This window comes from Rhodopila sp. (assembly GCF_965277165.1).
Taxonomy (GTDB): Bacteria; Pseudomonadota; Alphaproteobacteria; order Acetobacterales; family Acetobacteraceae; genus Rhodopila.
Window position 1 is genome coordinate 316475 of record NZ_CBDICE010000006.1, and the last position, 17912, is coordinate 334386.

Here is a 17912-nt window from a genome sequence, read left to right on the forward strand (position 1 = left end):
CTACAAGGCACCACGCCGCCGCGCAAGCCGATGCCGTCCGATACCGGGAGGAACCAGTGGAATGTCGAAACTATCGCGTCGTATCCTGATCAGCGGACTGGCCGCGGCGCCACTGGCTCGGCCTGGCATTATCCGGGCGCAGAGTTCGTCCAAGCCGGTGAAGATCGGGTTGCTGTCGGATATGAGCGGTCCCTACCGTGATGTCGGGGGGCCCGGCAACAAGGTTGCGACCGAGCTTGCCATTACCGATTTCGGCGGTTCGGTGCTGGACCGGCCGATCCAGGTCTTGCAGGCCGATGACCAGAACAAGCCGGACGTATCGACCTCGCTGGCGCGTCAATGGATCGATGACGAGGGCGTCGACGTGCTGGCGGACGGCGCGGCGAGTTCCTCGGGCCTGGCGATCCAGCAGGTATGCCGCGAAAAGAAGAAGATCTATCTGATTACCGGCCCTGCCAGCTCCGACTTCACCGGCAAGCAGTGCTCGCCGTATGGCATCCACTTTTCCTACGACACTTATGCCCTGGCGCACGGCACCGGCGGCGCGCTGACCAAGGCCGGCGGCACCACCTGGTACTTCATCACCGCCGATTACGCGTTCGGCTACGCGCTTGAGCGCGACACCATGAACGCGGTCAAGGCCGCCGGTGGGAAGATCCTCGGCTCGACCCGAGCGCCGCTCGGCACGGCGGACTTTTCATCTTATTTGGTGCAGGCGCAGGCCTCCGGCGCCAAGGTCATCGGACTGGCGAACGCCGGTACCGATACGCAGAACTGCGTCAAACAGGCTGCGGAATTCGGGTTGACGCATGGCGGCGTGCGGTTGGCGACGCTGCTGATCCAGATCAGCGATATCAACGCACTGGGCCAGAAGGTCTGCGAGGGGCTCACCTTCACCAATTCGTTCTACTGGGACCTGGACGACAAGACCCGAGCGTGGTCGAAGCGCTGGAGCGCGAAGATGGGCGGCATGGTGCCGGGATTGCTGCATGCCGGCAGTTACTGCGCCGCCAACCATTGGCTGAAGTCGGTGAAAGCGGTGGGATCGACCGATTCGGACGCCGTGGTTGCCAAGATGAAAGCGTTACCGGTCAACGATTTCTACAACGACAACGTCAAGGTGCGCCAGGACGGGCGGGTGATGCACGTGATGTATCTATGGCAAGTAAAGCCGGTCGCCGAGTCGAAATCGAAATATGATTTCCTGAATAAGGTGGCGACGATCCCGCCGGCGGATGCCTGGCGGCCGCTGGCCGATGGCGGTTGTCCGCTGATCAAGGCTTGATTAGGGCCCGAACCGACCGTCGGGGCCGCTGGCGTTGGCAGCCCGTTGCGGTTGCAATTCGAACGGGAGCCGGCGCTTACGAGCAGACCTACGCGTTGGCGCGGCGGCTGGTGGTCGCATTGCGTTGCCGCGCGATACATCGCCTTGCCGCACCGCTCCACGCTCATTGGATACGGTACCGGAACGCTAACGCTTGGATGGCGATCCATCATCAACATTCTGGCGATATGCGGGCATCGGCTGCCAGATTTCTTCGGTACTCAGCCGAGTAGGACTATGCTTCCACCAACAAAAAATCGTGGGTGTGAAACATGGCCAAGCAAGCGATCGCCCTCGGGCTGTGGCTGGTGCTATCCGCCGCTGCGCCCGCCATCGCGCAGCGCGAAACAAGCCCAGCCACAGCGCCCCAGCCACCCACACAGAGCGGATCCGGCTCGATCACCGGGGCCGAAGCCAATTTGGCCCCAAGCGATCCGCCTGGCGAATGGCACAGCCAAGCGCGCGACTACGCCAATACGCGTTACAGCTCGCTCGACCAGATCAATGCAGGCAACGTCAGCCAACTGCGGATGGCATGGTCATTCTCGGATGGCATCAACGCCGGCCACGAGGGTGCCCCACTCGTGGTCGGCGATACCATGTATCTCGTGGCGCCATTTCCAAATACCGCCTACGCGCTCGATCTTTCCAAACCGGGCGCGCCGATCAAGTGGACCTACCACCCCAACCCGTCGCCGATGGCGATCGGTAAGGCGTGCTGCGACATCGTCAACCGCGGCGCCGCCTACGCCAACGGCAAGCTGATCTACAACCTGCTCGACGATCACACCGTCGCAGTCGATGCCAAGACCGGCAAGGAGGTGTGGCGCATCAAGATGGGCAATGTCGAAGATGGCCAGACGATGACGATGGCGCCGTTCGTCGTCGGCAACAAGGTCCTGGTCGGCAACAGCGGTGGCGAAATGGGCAAGATCGGCTGGATCGCGGCCCTCGACGTTGACACCGGCAAGGAGCTGTGGCGCGCGTACAGTACCGGTCCAGACTCGATCGTGAAGATCGGCAGCGACTTCAAACCATTTTATAGTTGGATGAAGGGCAAGGATCTCGGCGTCAGCAGTTGGCCGCCCGACATGTGGAAGCACGGTGCCGGCGCGGTCTGGGGCTGGATCTCCTACGATCCCCAGCTCAACCTCATCTATTACGGCACCAGCAATCCTGGCCCACGGGTGCCGACGCAGCGGCCGGGCGACAATCTCTGGACCAGTGCTATCTTCGCTCGTGACCTCGATACCGGGGCCGCGAAATGGGCCTACCAGTTCACGCCACACGACCAATGGGATTATGATGGCGTCAACGAAAACGTTCTGATCGATTTGCCGATCAACGGTCGGACTCGCAAGGTCCTGGTCCATTTCGACCGCAACGCCTACGCCTATACGATCGATCGCACTACTGGCGAGGTGCTGGTCGCGGCGCCCTTTGCCTACCAGAATTGGTCCACCGGCTTCGACCTCGCGACCGGTAGGCCCACGGTCAATCCCGCCATGCAACCCAAACCCGGAGTCAAACTCGCCAACGTCTGCCCGCCAGACATTGGTGGCAAGGACTGGCAACCCTCGGCGTTCTCGCCACGCACCGGCCTGCTCTATGCCGGGATCTTCAACATCTGCATGGACGTCACCGATCATCCGGTATCGTTCATCGCGGGCACCCCCTACGACGGCATGGAGATGACGCGCCATCCAGCTCCCGGCGGCAACTGGGGCGAGTTCATGGCGTGGAATCCGGCTACCGGCAAGAAGGCCTGGTCGATCCGCGAGAAGTTCATGACGATGAGCGGTGCGATGGCGACGGCCGGCGATGTGGTGTTCTATGGCACCGCCGATGGCTGGTTCCGTGCCGTGAACGCGCGTAGCGGCCAGGTGCTGTGGTCGCAACGGCTCAGCTCCGGAGTGATATCCCAACCGATGACCTATCTCGGGCCGGATGGTCGTCAATATGTTGCGGTCTATACCGGGATCGGCGGCGCGGCGATGGTGAGCTCCAAGATGGCGGGTTTCCCGGCGCGGGGAAATACCCTCTACGTGTTCTCGATCAATGGCGAATCGCCGAGCAGCGGGCCGGCCATGATCCCGACCGAAGGCACGGCACAGCCGGCGGCCAATTCGCCCGAAAAACCCAGCGGTAAACGGTGAGGGTGCCATGAAACCTCGATATCTGATGCTCCGCACGGTTCCGGCGATCGCCCTGATGGGCAGCCTTGTGGGAAGCGGGTCTTTACAGGCCGCCAATGAGCACGGCACAACTTCATCGGCGCTCGGCCTTCCACCGGAAGGTGACCTGGCGCGCGTGCCTCTGGGAGACCTCGTGGAAGCTCCCGGCAAGAGCCTCGCCAGTGGAATCACCAATCCAGCCGCTGGCCAACCAGAAGCGGTGGAGCAAGGCCGGCAGCTGTTCACCCAGATGAACTGCGCCGGTTGTCATGGCTTCGATGCCAAGGGCGGGGTAGGACCTGACTTGACCGACACATACTGGCGTTATGGCGGTACCCCGGCTGCGATCTACAACTCTATCTACGAGGGGCGACCGAAGGGCATGCCGGCGTGGGGAAGGGCGCTGCCGCCGGACTCGATCTGGCTCGTTGTCGCTTACATCCAATCACTTGGCGGCAGCTTTCCGGCCGAGGATTATAAGGCCGCGCTTCAAGGCGACCGGCCTGGCGAGCTGGTTGCGCCGGAATTATCGTTCGAACAGTCCCTGAATGGCCGATAACCTGCTGCGCCACAATCGCGGCAAGGCGTAGCCGCAACCGAGAAGTTGGTCTAGACTATGTGGCGCGCCACAGCTCGCCGTCGCGGATGGCTTTGCCCTCCGCTTCCATCTTCAACAGATGGGCCAGGACGTTGCGCTCCGCCGCCTTGCGCAGCCGCGCGTTCAACTGTGAATACAGCGCGTCCATGATCGCATATGTATCGAGGGCACCATCCTTCAGCTTCTTGGCGATCGCCTGCTCGCGGATCATGCGGTGCGTCAGCATCTCGCGCACCAAGGCCTGGGGCTCTCGCAATGGCGGACCATGTCCCGGCAGATACAGATCGTCTTCGCGGCCAAGCAACAGTTTCAGACTGGCGAAGTAATCAGCCATGTCCCCGCCTGGCGGGCTGACGATGCTGGTCGACCACGACATCACGTGGTCGGCGCTGAACAAAACACGCTCGCCGTTTGCCGCGGGCAAGGCGAAGCAGAGATGGTCGGACGCATGGCCCGGCGTGTGCAGCGCGAGCATGCCGGCGACCGACCCGCCGTGATCGAGCTTGACGTCGGGATCGAAGTCGGCGATCGCGCTGTTGCGGAAACCGACTGTGGGGGCGCCGGTCGCCTGCTGCAAAGCCGGAACCGCGCCGACATGGTCATGGTGCGTATGGCTGACCAGGATCATCGCGATCTGGCCGCCGCTATGCCGCAGGATTGCCCCGACATGCTGATGATCGTCGGCTGGGCCGGGATCGAGCACCACAAGGCCATCCGCCGTGTCCAGCAGATAGGTATTGGTACCGAAATAGGTCATCGGGCCGGGATTATTGGCGACGATGCGGCGTATCCCCGGCATCACCGCAAGACTGGCGCCGCGCTCTGGCTCCGGTTCAGTCAGAAAGGGCATTGTTGGCGGTCTCCGTTCGGTCGGCATCCTTGCCGCAAACGGGGAAGGCTGGCAACGCCGGCGGATCGCGTGGCAAGCTGGGCTAAAGCTGGAGGAAACCCGGATGACCAAAGGTCTGCTGTTCATGGCGTTCGATTTTGCCACCGCGCATGAGGATGAGTTCCACGACTGGTACGACCGCGAGCACATCCCGGAGCGCATGGGTGTGCCAGGGTTCCTGAACGCGGAACGCTGGATCGACGAGCAGAACCCGAAGATTCACGTGGCTACCTATGATCTGGAGAGCCCTGCCGTGCTGTCCAGTTCGGCGTACCACGCGGTCGCCGGCGCGAACCAGTCGGTGTGGACCAAGCGCGTCACCGGCATGTGCCGGAGAATCATGCGCTACGAGGGCGAACAATTGCTGCCTGGAGACCGCACCGCAGTGGCCGCCGCGAACGCGCTGCTGGTCGCCTCGATGAACATCGATCAAGAGGTCCAAGAAGAGTTCACCGAGTGGTACAATACTGAACACCTGCCCTCGCTCGGGGCGGTACCCGGCGTGCTGGCGGCGCGCCGCTTCAGCGCGACCGATGCTGGGTCGGAACGACGATTCCTGGCGCTGTACCATCTGCGCGATGCTGCGGTGTCGCGTTCGGACGCCTGGGCGAAGGCGGCCGACACCAAATGGACCCAGCGGATGCGTCCGCAATTCCGCGATCTGCTGATGCTGCGTCTGAATCGATATCGCCGTGAAACGTGATCGCCAAGCCTATCCGGACGCCAGGAACGGGTTGACGATCGTAACGCCAGCGACCACCCGACCGTGGCTCATATCCTCGGAATAAAGCTGGCGGCACCCAAGCGCCCGAGCGGTGGCGATGATCGCGCTGTCCCAGTACGAAAAGCCATGCGCCGACTTGATCTCCAGGGCGGCTTCGACGATCGGCATGGTGGTCTCTTGCACCGGGAAGCGGGCCCATGCCCGTAGCAATCCTACGGCGAGATCGTGCGGCAATCGTCCGGCGCGCGATGGCCGGGTTGCCTGGACATAGAACTCCTGCAGCACCTGGACGGAAATCGCACCGTCATCCTGGTTCAGCAAGGCTGCCGCGACGGAACGTTTGTCCGCCTCGGCCGGATGCGGGCTGATCGCATAGAGCAGGATGCTGGTATCGAGGAAATGCGCCATCAGCTGCCATTCCGGTCATGCACCTGATCGCGGGTGAGGCGCCCCGAAGCGCTGAAATCGGCGGGAATTTGTGCCGATAATTCTTGCTGCAGCCGCTTCAGCCGCTGAAACTCGGTGTCACCGGCACCGAGCTCGGTCAGGTAACGCTTTACCAGCGCCGAAACCGAGGTATCCAGCGCGGCCGCCTGCACACGGGCATTGCGGTAGGTCTCATCGTCGAGTGAAACTGTGATGTTTTTCATGTTTTCACAGTAAGGCAGTTGCCGTCTCGCGTCAAAAACGATTCACCCCCTGCGGGCTACAACGCAATCTGTCGACCGACCTCAAGAAACTTGTCGGCGGGCAGATCGAACCGATCCGGACTTCGTACCGCATTGCGGTACATCACCGCGAACAGCATCCGCTGCCAGCTGCGCAGGCGTGGCGGGTTCGGGCTGCGCACGACGTCATCGTGCGAGGCGAAATACACCGCGTCGTCGAGGTCGAGGCTACACCCTTTCTCCATCGCGGAGGCCAGCGCGGCGACGACATTGGGGCGCTCGATGAAGCCAAAACGTACCGTGACGTGCCAGAAATTGTCGGCGGTTTGCTCCACCGCGGCGCGTTCGGACCAGGCAACCCGAGGAACCTCGTCGAACCGGACGGTGAGGCTGATCACCGTCTCTTGCAGCGCTTTGAACTGGGCGACGTGACGAACCAGCACGTCGGGGATAGCGGTTTCGCTGCGGTTGAAGAACACCGCGGTCCCGGGCACGCGGGTGATCTTGCCGCTGTTCAGCGAGGCCAGGAACGCATCGTTCGATTCCGGCCGCTGCGCCTGCGAACGGTGTAGCGCTTCGGTGCCGCGGTGCCAGACCGTCATCAGGATAAAGATCAGCAGCGCTAAAAGCAGCGGAATCCAGCCGCCTTCACGTATCTTCAGCAGATTGGCACTGAAGAAACCAAAGTCGATCAGCAGAAACAGCAAGCTGGTCGGCAGCGCGACGGCGACCCTCCAGCCCCAGATGTCGCGCATCGCGCTGAACAGCAGAAACGTGGTCAGCAACATGGTGGTTGAAACCGCCGTGCCGTAGGCGCCCGCCAGGGCGGCGGAACTGCCGAAACTGAAGGTCAGCAACAGCGTGCAAACCATCATCACCCAGTTCACCACCGGCACGTAGATCTGGCCGTATTCCTCGTCCGAGGTTTGGCGGATATTCAAGCCGGGGAACCAACCCAACTGCATCGCCTGCCGGGTCAATGAGAACGCGCCGGTGATGATCGCCTGGCTGGCGATGATCGTGGCAAGCGTTGCCAGCACCACCAGCGGGATCACCGCCCAGTGCGGCGCCAGCTTGAAGAACGGGTTGCCCTGGATGCCCGGGTTCTCCAGCAGCAGCGCGGTCTGCCCAGCGTAACTCAACAACAACGCCGGCAGAACGACGAAGTACCAGGTCGAGCGGATTGGCTTGCGGCCGAAATGCCCGAGGTCGGCATAAAGCGCCTCTCCGCCGGTGATCGCCAGGAATACGCCGCCGAGCACGACGAAGCTGTGCCAGCCATGGGCAACGATGAAGCGGACGCAATGCAGCGGGTTGATCGCCCCGATCACCTCCGGGCGGCGAAGCAAACCGGTCGTCCCCAGGGCGGCGATGGTGACGAACCAGAGCAGCATGATCGGCCCGAAGATGCGACCGATCTTGGCGGTGCCTTTGGCCTGGGCGGCGAACAGGCCCAGCAGGACCAGCAATGCGGCCGGAACAACGTAGGGCTTGAAGACGTCGGTGGCGACGTTGATGCCCTCGAGCGCGCTGAGCACCGAGATCGCCGGGGTTATCACGCCGTCGCCGTAGATCAGCGCCGATCCGAACAGGCCGGCGACGATAAGGCCAGCACTCAGGCGCCCGCCCTTGCCGGTGGTAACCAGGGCCATCAGCGCCAGTATGCCACCCTCGCCGCGATTGTCGGCACGCATCACGAAGATGCAGTATTTGACCGACACGATGATGATCAGCGCCCATACCACGAGCGAGAGCAAGCCCAGCGCATCCTCCGGCGAGGGGTGGCCGCCCACGGTGCCAACAATGGTCTGATAGGTGTATAGCGGGCTGGTGCCGAGATCGCCGAAAACGATCCCAAGTGCCGCAAGGCCGCTCGACAGGGTGAACGCCCGATCGGCGGAGTCCGTCCGCTGCTTTCGGCCGCTGGCTTCGCTGCCGCCCATATCCTGTCCCCGACGCCACTGTGTCAGCGGATGTCCGATGCTGTCAGGCCCGTCCAGTGGCCAAGGTGGCGAAGCGGCGTATTCTGGCGCCTCGACGAATCACAGGCGCGTGCGTAGGGCTTCGGACAAGGTCAAGGCGTCGGCGATCGGCAGCCCACAGACGTTGCGCCGGCAGACATAAGCTGCTGCCTGGCCCGCCGGCGCGGTCTTGCCGAAGGCGGGATGACCAGGGTGCAAACGGCCGGCGTCGGCGGTGCGCAGCACGACGGTGGCGGGGTCAGGACTGCTGGCTGCGACCTGCACCAGCGCGTTTGCCGGGTCCGGCGGCCCGACGATCACGACGGTCGTGGCTGCGTCCAGCAGATCGGCTGCCGCCAGCAGCGCGGGCATGCCGGCGAGCTGGTCCGGTTGCCCGGCGAACGCGGTTAGCACCGCCGTTGCCCGCGCGCCCCAGTCCGCATTACCGGTCAGGTGGAACAGCCTGGCGAAAACCTCCGCCATCATGCCATTTCCCGACGGGGTGGCGTTGTCCGCGGCGGTGCGCGGGCGGCTAAGCGGGACATCGAGCGCCCCGGTGGCGGTTGAGTAGAAACCGCCATGGCCGTCGGCGAAGGCGGCCTGTGCGGCATTGGCAAGGCGTTCGGCGACGGCCAGGAAGGACGCTTCGCCGGTTGCCTCATACAGTGCAATGGCGGCACGGGCCATCGCGGCCTGGTCCTCGATCAACCCTGGAGCGGTGACCCGGCCCAGACGCCAGGCGTGCTCGACGCCGCCATGGGCAGCTTCCATCCGAACCAGGATGAAGTCGAACGCCTCGCGGGCGCGTTCGATCCAGCCGGGTTGCCCGAAAACGCCGGATGCTCGGGCCAGCGCGGCGATCACCAGACCGTTCCAGTCGGCCAGAACCTTGTCATCCCAGCCGGGGCGGACTCGCTTTTCGCGAGCCTGGAACAGGATATCGCGCGCCTGGGCAAGGTCGGCTTCCTGGTCCTGGGAGCCCAACGCCGCGACGCGGCGCAGAATGGTGTTGCCTTCCCAGTTGCCCGTCGAAGTGACGTCGTAGGCGGTCTTGAACGGCCCCGAGGCCGCGCCAAGCAGAGCGTCGATCTCCGGCTCGGTCCAGACATAGAACCGGCCTTCCTCGCCTTCGCTATCGGCGTCTTCCGAAGCGACAAAGCCGGCTTTGCCGTCAACCCGCTGGGCGGTCATGCCGCGCATCATCCAGCCGACCGTTTCCGCCGCGCGTTGCGCGTACAGCGGGTTGGGCCGATGGGCGTAAGCCAGCGCCAGAAGTTCCAGCAGTTGGGCGTTGTCGTAGAGCATCTTCTCGAAATGCGGCACCAGCCAGTCGGCGTCGGTCGAGTAACGGGCGTAACCGCCGCCGAGATGGTCGTAGATGCCGCCCTGGGACATCCGCTCCAGCATCAGGTGAAGCGCGACCTGACCTTCCGGCTGACCGGTACGAAACGCGTTCTGCCACAGCAGGCGATAGATCGGCGGGTTGGGGAATTTCGGAGCCCCACGCAGGCCGCCCTGATCGGGGTCGGTCATCCGCAGATAGGCCCCTGCCACGGCATCAAGCTGCGCCGGGCCGGGGGCGTCACCGACCGACGCCATTGCCTGTTGTTCCAGGAACTGGGTCAACGCCCTGCTGTTCTGACCAACCGCTTCGGCGCCGGTGTGGAAGGCGTTGGCGACGCCTTGCAACACCTGGCGGAAGGAAGGCCGGCCCCAGCGCGGTTCCGGCGGAAAGTAGGTGCCGCCCCAGAACGGCGTGCCGTCGGGGGTGGTGAACATGGTCAGCGGCCAGCCGCCTTGCTCGCCCAACGCGTGCAGCGCGGACATATAGATGTGGTCGATGTCGGGGCGTTCCTCGCGGTCGATCTTGATGTTGACGAACAGGCTGTTCATCAGGTCCGCGGTTTGCCGATCCTCGAACGATTCGTGGGCCATGACGTGGCACCAGTGGCAGGCGGCATAGCCGATCGAGACCATGATCGGCTTGTTGGCTGCCTTGGCCTCGTCGAGCGCGGCCTTGCCCCAAGGGCGCCAATGCACCGGATTGTGCGCGTGCTGCAGCAGATAGGGAGAGGTTTCCTGCCGCAGCAGGTTTTCCGGTGCGACCATGGCCGGGCTCCCGTGGTTTGGGGTGAAGCCTCGATGTGGGGCGCGGGCCTGCCGATGCCAGGGTCCGGCGGCCGTGGCATCGATACACCGGATCTTAACCAATGACCGCCATCCTGGCCGCATGCACGCTCGCCGCGATCGGGGTCGCCTTGCCCATGCCAGCGGCATGGCCGCGGAGCAGGCGGCATGCAGCGCCTTGCTCCGAGACGGCTGGACCATCCTGGCGCGCCGGCTGCGAACCGCGGCGGGAGAGGTGGATGCGGTGGCGGAAAAGGCCGGGCTGCTGTCGATCGTCGAGGTCAAGTCTCGCCCCACCCTGGCCGAGGCGGCCATCGCGCTGACCGCACGCCAGCAGTCCCGTTTGGTCGGCGCCTGCGAGATCATTCTGGCGGAGCATCCGGACTGGGGCGCGAACGGCGTGCGGTTCGATGTTCTGGTGGTCGACCCGGCCGGCAACGTGCGTCGCATCGCGGATGCATTTCGATCGGACGAGGTGGCGATTTGGTAAGGAGGTTTGGCATGGAGCAAACCAATAGGCGCAGGCCGAGAATGCAGGCGGGACAGCGCGAGGGGCTGGGAAAGCCTGGCCTGATCCGGCAATACGCCGGCATGACGCATTAGCGGATCTTTAAGCTCCCATTGCTATACCGCAATCATGATCGGTGGGTACCTGGAACGGCATTGGCGCGGAGAGCTCTCGCTTGGCGTCAGCTTCTGGCTGAACCACGTCTTGCTGGGCGCCATTGGCGGCGCGGTGATGAGCCTCGGCGTGGCGTGGGTCAGACGAGCCAGCAGCGAAGTCCCGGTCGCGTGTCTTTTCTTTACCCTGGCGGTTCTGGTGCTGTGGGTCGGCGCGCAGAGCTGGCAAATCCTGGGCACCTGGCGGTCGGCGACACGAGCGCGGGAGATTCGTCGCTGGCGCCGGGCCAGCATTGTGCAGGCGTTGCTGAGCTTCAGCGTGCTCGCCTCGGTGCTGCAGATCCTGGCCTTGCTGTTGCCGATCGGGCGGGCGGTCTTCGCCGGCGGATCGGTTGCGGTGCCCGGCACGATGCTGCGCGAGGGCGGCCGGGTGATCGAATTCGAGGGCGCGATCGGCACGACCTCGGCGGTGGAGTTTGGCCGCGTGCTCGACGCGTCCCGCCCGGTCGTGGTTCGGCTGTCGAGCGAGGGCGGCCTGGTGGCGCAGGCCAGGCAGATCGCGGCGATGATCCGCGCGCGCGGGCTGGACACCGAGGTCGAGCGGCGCTGCGTATCGGCCTGCACTATCGTGTTTTTCGCCGGACGCAATCGGCTGCTGCAGGGTTCGGGGACGCTTGGCTTCCACAGCTATGCATCCGCCGCGTTGACGCCGCAGGCGCTGGTCAGCATCGAGGAGTTCGATCGGCAGACCTACCTGGCCGGCGGCGTCGCCCCGAATTTCGTCGACAGCATCTTCGCGGTGCCCCCGGCGAAGCTTTGGTTTCCAAGCAAACAACAGGCCGAGGCGGCCGGGTTCGCCACCGGGTCAAGGTGACGTTCGGCCGCGGTGGTGGCGGTTACTTGTCTGGAAAGATTCCAATCCGGTCGGCGCGGAACGAGCTGACCCAGATCTTGTTTCCGACCTGGATGGCGCCGGTGCCGGCACCCATCACGCCATACACCCCACTTTTGACCACATCGGTCAGCTTCAGCGTTGCCGGATCCATGCGGTAGATCTTGAACGGTACGTTGCAGTTGGTCGCATTGGATTCAAAGCAATCCAGCGCCTGTTTGACGGTGACGTCCTGGCCGCCGACGAAGATCGATTTGCCGTCCGGCGACCAGCGCACGTTGTCGGTCAGGATAGCGGTGGGCACGGTATCCACTTTCGGCGGCGTGCTGGAAAGATCGATCCGCGCGACCTGCTTGCCCGACCACAGCGCCAGATAGATCCGCTTGCCGTCGGGCGAGACCACCACGCCGTTCGGCCCGGACATGGCCTCGGTGCCGGCGACCGGCGACCAGCCCTTGGCGGGATGCCATTCATCCAGCGCGCCGACGGGCTTTCCGTTGCTGAGCTTGTTCAGGCGATCGGCATCGGTGGGGTCCCACAGGCTGGTGACAACGATGCCGCCATCCGGCAGCGAGGCGACGGCATCGGGCCAGAAGCCCTTGGGCGCGACGATGCAGCCCACCCAGGTGAAGCGAGGCCTGGCGCTCGACAGATCGACGTTGAACACCTCCACCGATTCGCGGCCGCCATGGTTGACCGCGTACAGCACGCGGTGGGCGCCGCCTCGGGTCAGGTCCAGCCCGTGCGGGCCGAAGGTCTTCATGTCAACCGGGCCGGGACAATCGGGATAGGACTTCTTGTCGGGGCGGACGGCGATCTGCGCTGGCTGGACCGCGGTGGCGGTTCTGTTGCGGGTGTCGAACAGATGCAGGTAGCCCTGCGGGTGGCTGGGTGTCGACAGGTCGCTGCCGATCACCCATTTCGTATCCGGTATGGGTGCGAAGTCCTCGACGTTGGTCACACCGCAGATGAAACTGACGGCGCGGTCCGGCGCGCAGTTGACGTTCGGTGCGGCGTGCGCCGGATTGACCAGCCATAACGAGACCGCCGCGGCCGCGAGCGTCCCGAGAATGGTCTGCCATCGGATTGCCCGCGTCGTTGTCCTGGCCTGCGGCGTAGTTCTGGATTGAGCCCGATTGGGCGCACGGCCACGATCTGGTTTTGTGGTGACCATTTTTTTCCTCCCTGTCGCCGAGGCATTTCAGCAACCTTGGCGTGCGGAGAGGGTTGCGCCGGGCCGCGGCGCTGTCAATTGAGCTGGTAACGAGGCGGCGGGCAGGTGGCGGTCAGGCGACGAGGAGGCAGGCTCGCCAAAGCGGCAGTCGGATGGATCGGCGAAGCGGCTGGCGGCGGGTCAGCGGCGCGGCTGGAGGCCGACGCGGACGAAGGTGGAGACGATCTTGCCGCCGGCACGCAGGGTGCCGCGCAACGAGCCGGCGACCTTGGATTGGCCACCGGAGCGGCGGCGATAGGGCAGCGGAACTTCGTCGATGCGCAGTCCGAGGCGGGCGGCTTTCATCTGCATCTCGATGTTCCAGCCGTAGGTCATCTCCCGCATGTCGAGCCGGCCCAGCGCGTCCCGCCGGATGGCTCGGAATGCGCACATGTCGCTGTAGCGCACGCCATACAGCGCACCGATTCCGAGGCCGGCTGCGCGTCCGGCGAGCACCTGGTGCCACAGCATCGCCCCAGGGTCGCGCTGGCCTCGGGTGCGGGACGCCAGGACCAGGTCGTGGGTGCCCGCGAGCACCGGTTCGGCGATCAGGCCCAACAGGTCGCCTCGGTCGGCGCCGTCGCCGTCGAGGAACACGATGACCGGGTATTCGGCGGTCTCGGCGCCGGCCTGGCAGGCCCGCCCGTAGCCGCGGCCGGCGTCAATCACCGTGGCACCGGCCCGGGCGGCGATATCCTGAGTGCCGTCGGTGCTGCCACCGTCGACGACGATGACCTGGCGGGTGATCGCTTGGGGCAGTTCGCCGATGACCGCGGCGATGCAGGCGGCCTCGTTGAACGTCGGGATGACGACGCTTACTCCGTCCCGCTCCGCGATGCCGACCCCGTCTTGCGCGGCGGTTGCCCGGTCGATGGTCATCGGTCGCTGGTCATCGGGGGCGTGGGGTCAGAGGCTCCATCGCAGGCCGCAGTTCTGGCACGGTACGGGTGGGGTTTCGCCCAGCAACGAAGTGCGGAAGCCGCGATAGGCCGGGCTGTTCCAGATGTCGCGCAGGGTGTCCTGGGTGGCGTCGCCCAGGGTGTAGTTTTCGTAGCCGCGAGCGGAGAACGGGGCGATGCAGCAGGGCAAAGCGCGGCCATGGGCGGTGAAGTACATCAGTGACCACGGTCGCCGGCAGGTGGCCCAGGGCTTGTCGTCGGCGGCGCGTTTCAGGCTGAGCCCCGGTTCGGTGGCGCCGGAGGCGTCCAGCGTCACACCCAGTTCGGCGCCGAGCGCCTGGGCGGCGTCGATGGTGGACTGTTCGTCGTTTTGGGTCTGCTCGAATAACGAAAATTCGGCGCGCGCCTTGCCGAAGCCGGCCTCGTCGAACACCAGGCGTTGAAGATGCACCTCCTTGACGCCCATCGAGGCGGACAGGCGGACGAATTCGGGCAACTGCTCGACGGTTTCCTTCAGACCGGTCAGCCACAGCGAGACGCGGGGATGGGTCACACCCATCTGCTGCTGATAGGCGGTGAACTTGCCGACGTCGCGGACGATGCGGGGGAAGAAGTCCTTGCCGCGGATGGCGGCGTAGCTCTTGCGGTCGGCGGCGTCGAGCGAGACGCGCAACTCGTCCAGGCCGGTATCGATGATCTCCTGGAATTTCTTCGGGTTGAGCAGGGTGCCGTTGGTGTTGAACAGCACGTAGGTGCCGCGGTCCTTCAGGTAGCGGATCATCTTCGGCAGGTTTTTCACCAGCATCGGTTCGCCGACACCGTGCAGCACCACGCGGGCGACGTTGGGCACCTGGTCGACGATGCGGGTGAACAAATCCCAGGACATGTCGGCGGGCGGTTCGAGGTCTTCAAAGGTGCGCGGACAGGTCTCGCACAGCAGGTTGCAGCGATTGGTGACCTCCAGATAGAGGCAGACCGGGGGGGCTTCGGCCAGGTCGTTGCGCTGCGCGGCGACGGCTTCGAAGTATCGGCGCGGGTCTTTCAGCGTCGTGGTGGACATCAGGTGGTTCCCTTGATCGGTTCGGCGGTGTGTTTCGGACGCAGCCCAGCCAGGGCGAGTGCGAGGGCCGGGACGAAGACGACGGATGGCCAGACGAACCGATCCCCGAAAGTGTCGAGGTAGAGCAGGATCGGCGCGGTTGCCATCCACAGCACCGCGGGTGTTGGTGCCAGCACGCAGGGCACCGCCAGCCAGGCGAAGTACCATGGATAGTGCGGGCTTATGGCAAAACTAAGGACGGCCATCATGATGCCGGCGGCGGCGCAGATCGACACCGCGTCGTCGGGGCGGCGGACGAAGGCGAACCAGGCGCCGAGCGCGGCCAACAGCAGCACGGCGGCGGCCTTGTAGACGATCGCGGCGGCGGCCGGCAGGGTGACCACGCGTGACAGGCCGGCGAGCAGCCAGAAGCCGGCGCCGCTGTCGTAGCCTTCCTCGGAGCCGTAGCCCTGCAGGAAGCCGAACACGCGCAGGCCGACGCCGCTGTAGACGGCGTAGAACAGCGCGATGGTGGCCAGCGCGGCGGCGGCGGTGCGCCATCCGGCCCGTCGCCGCCACAGCACCGGCGCGATCACCGCGGGCAGGAATTTCATCAATATCGCCAAGCCGAGCGCCACGCCGGCGAAGCCGTCGCGATGCTTCACCCGCAACAGTAGCGCGGCGGCGACCAGGCCGATGGCGGCGGCGTCGATATGACCGTTACCGGCGAAGGCCCAGACCGGGAGAGGATTCCAGGCGTAGATCAGCACGCGTTCGGGCGGCAGCCCGGCGAGGCCGAGCAGGCGCAGCAGGCAGTACACGGCGAGGATTTCGAACCCGACCATGGTTGCCTTGACGGCGATCAGGTTGGACGAGACCAAGGCGACCGCGGCGTACAGCGCCTCGGCCGCCGGGGGGTAGATCGTCGGTGCGTAGCCGGCTCGGTTTATCCGCGGATAGACCGTTCTGTCGCGTAACGACACCAGGGCTGGATCGGCGGGCAGGTAGCGATAGGGATTGACGCCGGCGGCCTGCACCCGGCCGTCCCAGACGTAGCGGTAGATGTCGGTCGAAAGGAACGGTGGCGAGACGATCAGCGGCAGGCGGAGTGCCGCCGCGACCAGCAGCACCAGCCAGACGGCGCGGGTTCGCGCCGGGCGCCGCAGCACGGTGAACACGGCGGCCAGATAGAACAGCGCGCTGGTTCCGGAAATCACCACAAACCAGGTTTTCAGCCGGATCGAGCCGACCCCCAGGGCGCCTGGAACGTGCAGCGAGAGGGCTGCCAGGGTCAGCGCCAGCAGGCATGAGCCGAGGACCGCCAGGCGGATCATTCGGCGGCGAAATCCACGCCCTGTTCGCGCAAGGTCATGCGTTTCAGTGCCGCGGCGGTGAACGGCGCGGCGTACGGCAGCAGGCCGTTGCACATTTCCTGTGTGGTGGTGTCGCCCAGCAGGCGGGCCAGGGCGGCCTGGTCGTCGACGTCATACCAGACCGGCAACTCGACGACCTCGAGGCCGAGTTGGGCGGCGCGGGTGCGCGTGGTTTGGGCGACGCTTTCGGTGCTCCAGGCGATTTCGGCGAACAGGTGGGCGTGCGGTGCCTTCATGCCCAGCAGGTAGTAGCCGCCGTCCTCGGCGGGACCGATCACGATGCGATCGCCGGGGGCGGCGAGGGCGGCGGCGGTGCGGACCAGGACGGCGGTGGGCAGGGTCGGGCTGTCGGAATTGAGCACCACGGCGGCGTCATGGCCGCGCGCCAGCATCGCCAGGATGGCGTGCAGCAGGCAGCGTCCGAAGCCGCGCACGTCGGGCGGCATCAGCGGCGAGCCATCCGCCAGCAGCAAGCCGGTGCCGGCGGCGAGGTGGCCTTCGAACAGCGCCTCCTGGCCCTCGGGCGCGTAGGCGACGAAGCCGGCCAGCTTGGCGTGGCGGGCGGCCTGGGCGATGTTTTCGGTGATGTCGCGCAGGAACGCGGCGCTGAGCAGGGCGGCCTGGTCAGGTTGCAGCGGTGGGCAGAGCCGGGTCTTGCTAAAGCCGGCGCGCGGCGCCTTGGCCATGACACCGATGGCACAGCAGGCCGCCTCGGTTCTCGCTGCCACAGTTTCTGCCGCCTCGGTTTGGGCCGCTGCAATCTGGGCCGCCGCAATCTTGAAGGTACACCCCATCAATCATATCCCGCTGAACCAGTTGTCGCCGCGATCGGGCCAGAAACCCTTCGGCTGCCGATTTGTGACCTATATGGTGGTAACGAATTTCGGATTCTTGAACCCTAATTTAGTCGGAAGCCGTATTTTGAAAGGGTAGCCGTGCGGTGTCGGCAGAATGTCACCGGACAATTTGAATGCCATCCGCGACTTCGGGTGCAACGCCGTTGCCATGTCGATGCCCTCGTTATAGCCGTCGGCGCACTCGAAGCCGACATAGGCCAGGAAGGCGCTGAGCGGGGGGCCGCTCCATTGACCGATCATGCTCCGGCCCTCGACGCAGACATGGCGGGTGATCTGGCTGACCGGGGGCAGGCCGCCTGGGTTGCGGGTGAATACTGACATTTGACAAGTTCGTGGGTGAATTCTTCTTGACCTTGAGGACCATCGCCCGACCGATCCAGATGATCTCGCCGCCCAACGCCACGCCGGGAACGCTGCCGAGGCGAATAGATGTCATACGGTCGGCGCATCCATCCGGTTCATCGCCATGCGCCTGTTCGGGCACATGGCGCGGCTGATCGGGGGCGGTTAGCATGGCGAGACAACGCGGCGCCGGTTGCTCCCGATCGGATGG

17 protein-coding genes are annotated in these 17912 nt (G+C 65.1%); 6 read left to right on the forward strand and 11 right to left on the reverse strand.

Annotated features, from left to right (window positions below):
• Positions 1-61 precede the first annotated feature (61 nt).
• The 3 genes from ACQY4Y_RS13110 (at position 62) to ACQY4Y_RS13120 (ending at position 4057) form a co-directional block, all read left to right on the forward strand.
• The gene (locus ACQY4Y_RS13110) at positions 62-1285 is read left to right on the forward strand and encodes an ABC transporter substrate-binding protein (protein WP_428491056.1); all 1224 of its coding nucleotides are present in this window, start codon (positions 62-64) and stop codon (positions 1283-1285) included.
• Positions 1286-1596: 311 nt separating this feature from the next.
• Positions 1597-3480 (forward strand): PQQ-dependent dehydrogenase, methanol/ethanol family, encoded by a 1884-nt coding sequence (locus tag ACQY4Y_RS13115; protein WP_428491057.1) that lies wholly within the window; start codon positions 1597-1599, stop codon positions 3478-3480.
• A gap of 7 nt (positions 3481-3487) precedes the next feature.
• Positions 3488-4057, forward strand: coding sequence for a c-type cytochrome (locus tag ACQY4Y_RS13120; protein WP_428491058.1), 570 nt, complete (start codon positions 3488-3490; stop codon positions 4055-4057).
• Positions 4058-4112: 55 nt separating this feature from the next.
• Here the strand turns inward: ACQY4Y_RS13120 and ACQY4Y_RS13125 are convergent, their stop codons facing one another.
• Positions 4113-4946, reverse strand: a complete 834-nt coding sequence (locus ACQY4Y_RS13125) for an MBL fold metallo-hydrolase (RefSeq protein WP_428491059.1) — start codon at positions 4944-4946, stop codon at positions 4113-4115.
• 103 nt (positions 4947-5049) lie between these two features.
• Between ACQY4Y_RS13125 and ACQY4Y_RS13130 the strand changes: the two genes are divergently transcribed.
• Positions 5050-5688, forward strand: coding sequence for a hypothetical protein (locus ACQY4Y_RS13130; protein WP_428491060.1), 639 nt, complete (start codon positions 5050-5052; stop codon positions 5686-5688).
• A 9-nt stretch (positions 5689-5697) separates the two neighbouring features.
• On the opposite strand, the gene ACQY4Y_RS13135 is transcribed toward ACQY4Y_RS13130, so the two are convergent.
• The 4 genes from ACQY4Y_RS13135 to ACQY4Y_RS13150 form a co-directional block, all read right to left on the reverse strand.
• A complete protein-coding gene (locus tag ACQY4Y_RS13135; RefSeq protein ID WP_428491061.1) occupies positions 5698-6117 on the reverse strand; it encodes a PIN domain-containing protein in 420 nt (139 codons plus the stop codon).
• Positions 6117-6359: a hypothetical protein gene (locus tag ACQY4Y_RS13140; RefSeq protein WP_428491062.1), complete on the reverse strand. Its 243-nt coding sequence runs from the start codon at positions 6357-6359 to the stop codon at positions 6117-6119. Before ACQY4Y_RS13140 ends, ACQY4Y_RS13135 begins: the two co-directional genes overlap by 1 nt.
• A gap of 56 nt (positions 6360-6415) precedes the next feature.
• A complete protein-coding gene (locus ACQY4Y_RS13145) occupies positions 6416-8320 on the reverse strand; it encodes a potassium transporter Kup (protein WP_428491063.1) in 1905 nt (634 codons plus the stop codon).
• 99 nt (positions 8321-8419) lie between these two features.
• Entirely contained in the window at positions 8420-10447 is a 2028-nt protein-coding gene (locus ACQY4Y_RS13150; RefSeq protein WP_428491064.1) for a thioredoxin domain-containing protein, read from the reverse strand.
• A 166-nt stretch (positions 10448-10613) separates the two neighbouring features.
• On the opposite strand from ACQY4Y_RS13150, the gene ACQY4Y_RS13155 reads away from it, so the two are divergent.
• Both ACQY4Y_RS13155 and ACQY4Y_RS13160 read left to right on the forward strand, forming a co-directional pair.
• Complete coding sequence (locus tag ACQY4Y_RS13155) at positions 10614-10955, forward strand: YraN family protein (protein ID WP_428491065.1); 342 nt, start codon at positions 10614-10616, stop codon at positions 10953-10955.
• Between the two features lie 147 nt (positions 10956-11102).
• Positions 11103-11960 (forward strand): hypothetical protein, encoded by an 858-nt coding sequence (locus tag ACQY4Y_RS13160; RefSeq protein ID WP_428491066.1) that lies wholly within the window; start codon positions 11103-11105, stop codon positions 11958-11960.
• Positions 11961-11982: 22 nt separating this feature from the next.
• Here the strand turns inward: ACQY4Y_RS13160 and ACQY4Y_RS13165 are convergent, their stop codons facing one another.
• The 6 genes from ACQY4Y_RS13165 to ACQY4Y_RS13190 all read right to left on the reverse strand — a co-directional run bounded on the left by ACQY4Y_RS13165 (position 11983) and on the right by ACQY4Y_RS13190 (position 17680).
• Entirely contained in the window at positions 11983-13152 is a 1170-nt protein-coding gene (locus ACQY4Y_RS13165) for a hypothetical protein (RefSeq protein WP_428491067.1), read from the reverse strand.
• 180 nt (positions 13153-13332) lie between these two features.
• Positions 13333-14070, reverse strand: a complete 738-nt coding sequence (locus ACQY4Y_RS13170) for a glycosyltransferase family 2 protein (RefSeq protein ID WP_428491068.1) — start codon at positions 14068-14070, stop codon at positions 13333-13335.
• A 27-nt stretch (positions 14071-14097) separates the two neighbouring features.
• Positions 14098-15150 carry a radical SAM/SPASM domain-containing protein gene (locus tag ACQY4Y_RS13175; RefSeq protein ID WP_428491069.1) on the reverse strand — a complete coding sequence of 351 codons (1053 nt, stop codon included), beginning with the start codon at positions 15148-15150 and terminating at the stop codon, positions 14098-14100.
• Positions 15150-16463, reverse strand: coding sequence for a glycosyltransferase 87 family protein (locus ACQY4Y_RS13180; RefSeq protein ID WP_428491070.1), 1314 nt, complete (start codon positions 16461-16463; stop codon positions 15150-15152). The genes ACQY4Y_RS13175 and ACQY4Y_RS13180 overlap by 1 nt, the downstream gene beginning before the upstream one ends.
• Positions 16460-17296 carry a TIGR04282 family arsenosugar biosynthesis glycosyltransferase gene (locus ACQY4Y_RS13185; RefSeq protein ID WP_428491071.1) on the reverse strand — a complete coding sequence of 279 codons (837 nt, stop codon included), beginning with the start codon at positions 17294-17296 and terminating at the stop codon, positions 16460-16462. Before ACQY4Y_RS13185 ends, ACQY4Y_RS13180 begins: the two co-directional genes overlap by 4 nt.
• Before the next feature lie 69 nt (positions 17297-17365).
• Positions 17366-17680: a molybdopterin-dependent oxidoreductase gene (locus tag ACQY4Y_RS13190; protein WP_428491072.1), complete on the reverse strand. Its 315-nt coding sequence runs from the start codon at positions 17678-17680 to the stop codon at positions 17366-17368.
• Positions 17681-17912: the final 232 nt, after the last annotated feature.

What these genes read in the sequence shown, in the direction of transcription:
- ACQY4Y_RS13185 (WP_428491071.1), bottom strand. Translation starts at nt 17,296, where the DNA reads ATGGGGTGTACCTTCAAGATTGCGGCGGCCCAGATTGCAGCGGCCCAA.
- ACQY4Y_RS13175 (WP_428491069.1), bottom strand. Translation starts at nt 15,150, where the DNA reads ATGTCCACCACGACGCTGAAAGACCCGCGCCGATACTTCGAAGCCGTC.
- ACQY4Y_RS13170 (WP_428491068.1), bottom strand. Translation starts at nt 14,070, where the DNA reads ATGACCATCGACCGGGCAACCGCCGCGCAAGACGGGGTCGGCATCGCG.
- ACQY4Y_RS13145 (WP_428491063.1), bottom strand. Translation starts at nt 8,320, where the DNA reads ATGGGCGGCAGCGAAGCCAGCGGCCGAAAGCAGCGGACGGACTCCGCC.
- ACQY4Y_RS13115 (WP_428491057.1), top strand. Translation starts at nt 1,597, where the DNA reads ATGGCCAAGCAAGCGATCGCCCTCGGGCTGTGGCTGGTGCTATCCGCC.
- ACQY4Y_RS13165 (WP_428491067.1), bottom strand. Translation starts at nt 13,152, where the DNA reads ATGGTCACCACAAAACCAGATCGTGGCCGTGCGCCCAATCGGGCTCAA.
- ACQY4Y_RS13125 (WP_428491059.1), bottom strand. Translation starts at nt 4,946, where the DNA reads ATGCCCTTTCTGACTGAACCGGAGCCAGAGCGCGGCGCCAGTCTTGCG.
- ACQY4Y_RS13160 (WP_428491066.1), top strand. Translation starts at nt 11,103, where the DNA reads ATGATCGGTGGGTACCTGGAACGGCATTGGCGCGGAGAGCTCTCGCTT.
- ACQY4Y_RS13140 (WP_428491062.1), bottom strand. Translation starts at nt 6,359, where the DNA reads ATGAAAAACATCACAGTTTCACTCGACGATGAGACCTACCGCAATGCC.
- ACQY4Y_RS13155 (WP_428491065.1), top strand. Translation starts at nt 10,614, where the DNA reads ATGGCCGCGGAGCAGGCGGCATGCAGCGCCTTGCTCCGAGACGGCTGG.
- ACQY4Y_RS13180 (WP_428491070.1), bottom strand. Translation starts at nt 16,463, where the DNA reads ATGATCCGCCTGGCGGTCCTCGGCTCATGCCTGCTGGCGCTGACCCTG.
- ACQY4Y_RS13135 (WP_428491061.1), bottom strand. Translation starts at nt 6,117, where the DNA reads ATGGCGCATTTCCTCGATACCAGCATCCTGCTCTATGCGATCAGCCCG.
- ACQY4Y_RS13120 (WP_428491058.1), top strand. Translation starts at nt 3,488, where the DNA reads ATGAAACCTCGATATCTGATGCTCCGCACGGTTCCGGCGATCGCCCTG.
- ACQY4Y_RS13130 (WP_428491060.1), top strand. Translation starts at nt 5,050, where the DNA reads ATGACCAAAGGTCTGCTGTTCATGGCGTTCGATTTTGCCACCGCGCAT.
- ACQY4Y_RS13150 (WP_428491064.1), bottom strand. Translation starts at nt 10,447, where the DNA reads ATGGTCGCACCGGAAAACCTGCTGCGGCAGGAAACCTCTCCCTATCTG.
- ACQY4Y_RS13110 (WP_428491056.1), top strand. Translation starts at nt 62, where the DNA reads ATGTCGAAACTATCGCGTCGTATCCTGATCAGCGGACTGGCCGCGGCG.
- ACQY4Y_RS13190 (WP_428491072.1), bottom strand. Translation starts at nt 17,680, where the DNA reads ATGTCAGTATTCACCCGCAACCCAGGCGGCCTGCCCCCGGTCAGCCAG.